General features: G+C 53.0%; 3 protein-coding genes and 1 pseudogene. 2 read left to right on the top strand and 2 right to left on the bottom strand.

Going from position 1 to position 3,027, the window contains the following annotated elements:
- Nucleotides 1-357 precede the first annotated feature (357 nt).
- A pseudogene (locus ACOYNV_RS27015) lies at nucleotides 358-582 on the bottom strand (transposase zinc-binding domain-containing protein); the annotation flags it as partial.
- 87 nt (nucleotides 583-669) lie between these two features.
- Here ACOYNV_RS27015 and ACOYNV_RS27010 point away from each other — a divergent pair.
- Nucleotides 670-1,344, top strand: a complete 675-nt coding sequence (locus tag ACOYNV_RS27010) for a hypothetical protein (RefSeq protein WP_422902912.1) — start codon at nucleotides 670-672, stop codon at nucleotides 1,342-1,344.
- Nucleotides 1,345-1,479: 135 nt separating this feature from the next.
- Nucleotides 1,480-1,938 (top strand): DUF3592 domain-containing protein, encoded by a 459-nt coding sequence (locus tag ACOYNV_RS27005; protein WP_422902911.1) that lies wholly within the window; start codon nucleotides 1,480-1,482, stop codon nucleotides 1,936-1,938.
- Nucleotides 1,939-2,280: 342 nt separating this feature from the next.
- Here the strand turns inward: ACOYNV_RS27005 and ACOYNV_RS27000 are convergent, their stop codons facing one another.
- Complete coding sequence (locus ACOYNV_RS27000) at nucleotides 2,281-2,682, bottom strand: hypothetical protein (RefSeq protein ID WP_422902910.1); 402 nt, start codon at nucleotides 2,680-2,682, stop codon at nucleotides 2,281-2,283.
- Nucleotides 2,683-3,027: the final 345 nt, after the last annotated feature.

The following is a 3,027-nucleotide window of genomic DNA, read 5'->3' as shown; positions in this document are numbered from 1 at the left end:
ACAGGCAACTCACTTCAGACGGCAACTGCCCATAACTGGGAACTGTGCATAAGGGTCTTTATGCAGAGATGTGCATAAAGACCCTCAGCCGACCTTCGACTTTCGGAACTGCTTCCTCCAAACCGGGCATTCGCTTATAAAGACCGACGGTCGGCTATGTGGCGAACATTTCATCAAGGTGGGCACCTCCAATTGGCCAAGTCCCGACATTGGGGCGAGCTGCCCGATTGCAGCCAACCGGTGAACCGAATTCCCAATACCTGGTATTCAGTCTGTAACGGCGGAATGCGGCCACGGTAAGTTCCTGAGCAGCAGAAGCGACCGTCCTCGAACGGAAGGTAGTGGAAATTCCCGCATAAGTTCTGCACAGTCGCGGCGCATAAAGTAGCTCAACCGCTTTGGCACCGATAGCACCCATTGGCGCTCCGGCAGGCGTGCCAGGCCGTGGTCCGTCAGGTGCGCGACAGTCGCCATCATGCGCCGCGTGTTGCAAAAGGGGCAGACAACCCGGCCTTTGCACGAATAGATGACGAAGTTTTCGTGTACACAATTTTCACACCACGCTAGGGGAAAGCCGAGTGCAATGAACGTTTAGCTTCGACGTTGTTAGACTTTCTGCTGCTCATCGTGAGCAGTTTGTCACACACTCAACGAAATCGAAGGAATTTTATGAATACCATCAGTCGAATCGCGCTTGTTGGCAGCATGACCGCTTTGCTGTCTGCTTGTGCCACGATGGGCCTTGACAAAAAGGCAACGCAAGTGGACTGGAGCAAGGGGTCCGTGGTTGTTACGTCGGTCGATTTAAAAAATGAATTTAAACCCAACTACAACCCAAACTGGCTTGCAATCAGCATCGAAAAGGCCAAAGGGGAAGGTTCGACTGGCGGAGGAACGGCCTGGGAGACGGTAGCGGAGGGAAAAACCAGCGTCATCCTGACGCACCAACTCCCCCCCGGCAAGTACTCCATCAAGTCACTCCAAGGTCGGGCAGGACAATTTCCGTTCATGGGGAGCATGAGCTTTTCGGTCGATGCTCCGTTTGAAGTGCCGCCTAAGTCGGTGATTTACCTGGGTCACATCGCAATGACCAACAAAGAAAAGGTGAATCCCGACGACCAGGCCAGTGGCGCACCTATTCCAATCATTGATCAGGCAGTCACCGGGTTTGGCAACGGCACGCTTCAAGTAACCCTCATAGATCGCTATGATCAAGATGTTGCCGCATTGAAAAACGACTACCCCGCATTGCGGGATATGTCCATTAGTAGGACACCACTGGCACGAATGGAACTTGACCGGAGTAGCGGTAGCAGTGCACCAAAGGTGATCGTAAAGCCCTGAACCCAACTCGCAAACGCGAACGCAGGCGCTGTCGGCACACTGCACGGTGATTAATAGCCTGCCACCGCATTCAGTGCTTGCAACTCCGCACCACGCAACCAGGCAGGGGCTGTACCCCACCCACAGAGGTAATCGATGAATATGGCGTGGCCCTGGACCACAACCCAAGTGATGGGTGCGGCCTTTGCGTGTTTTGGTGGATATTTTTTCTTGCATGGCCTGTTGCGATTTTTTCGACGCAATCCCGAGCAACTCTGGCACCAGGTGCCGGGCAAGATCGTCATCTCAGAAATCGAATTCACCCGTGAAATTTACCGCGCCAAGATCCGTTACCGCTACATGTTTCAAGGAATGCCGTATGAAGGCGACGGCATTGCTCCGATTCAAGCCTGGTCCTCTTTTCGAGCTACCGCGGCACACTTTGTTGGCAAGTACCCGGTGGGTATGGATGTGACGGTATTTGTCAATCCATCAAATCCCGGTGGCTCGGTCTTGGAGCCACAGCAGCAGCCGATCGCCGCCATCACCGACATGCTGCAGGGCATTGCCATGGGCATGTGTGGGTTTTTGGGTTGGCTAATCAGCGGCCCGTAGGGTCACTTCGATATAGGCATACGTAACTCAAAACACCATAGTCAATCCGTCCATATCAACAACACACTCGATCGTCCCACAGTAGTGGCAGGGTGACTCCGGGGTGTCGAAGCTCTTGGTGAAAATCGACAAAATCTGTGAACTGTTACGTGGAAACGACGCCTTGTACAGTTTGACCTCAGATGCTTGGTCGCTCAGTGCTTGGACCACATCCCAGTCAACGCCGGCGACGAGGGATAGCAACAGGACTGAGCCTGCACTCGCGCGCATCTATCAGTCGCTGGGCATTAGCGATGCACCCGGAGGCACGAAAAATCTGTCTGACTCGGAAAACACAAGAGGTTAGAGGGAGCGCCGGTACTTGAACTTAGCCTTTGTTCCGGACGACTCGGTCGCGAAGATATCTCCATCCTTGGCAGAGGGATCGGCTAGGGTCATCAGTGGGCTGCCGCCAGGCTGTTCTGAAATGATCAAAAGCTTGCCCTCGACCCTCCAGTAAAGGAGGGGCGCCACTACCGAGCCATTTGGCTGGATGAACGACGCGGCGACATGACCCTGATTGTTGAAGCGGAACTCGTGGCTCGGTGCGGGTTCGATTCGTATGAGGGTGTGGGATTCGTTGCCAATTGCGGACCATTCGATCGGGCCATCTGGCAATTGGGTGCAGCCACTCGTCAAGACCATAACGCCGAAAGATAGCACGGCAAAAAGGCTCTGGCAGTTTGGTTTAGCGGTAGCTTGCATGCGATGCCTAACATTCTAGGTAAGTAATGTAGCCAGTCGTCTATTCTAGACGGGCCAAGTTAGATGAAAAAACAAGCTGGATAAAGTGAATGCCTTTGACCTGGGCCAATGAGGCCCTACGGCATTCCCGTACATCCTTGACTTGAGTATCGGTTACCGCATAAAGCAGAGGGGTATCCAGTGGGCTCCACAGGTGGCAGAATTGACAGATGGACGCGTCAAGAACTATGCCTTTATTCAAAGGTTCTTAAATATCTGTATAAATCAATAAGTTAGAACTTTCTCTCCATCATCGATCTCTTTTCTGGATTGGTGTGTAAGGACATGCCTTAGGTCCCATCAAAA

Origin of the sequence: Propionivibrio sp., assembly GCF_049316945.1 — a bacterium.
Taxonomy (GTDB): domain Bacteria; phylum Pseudomonadota; class Gammaproteobacteria; order Burkholderiales; family Rhodocyclaceae; genus Propionivibrio.
The sequence above is the reverse complement of the archived record's forward strand: the minus strand, read 5'-3'. Positions and strand labels throughout refer to the sequence as shown.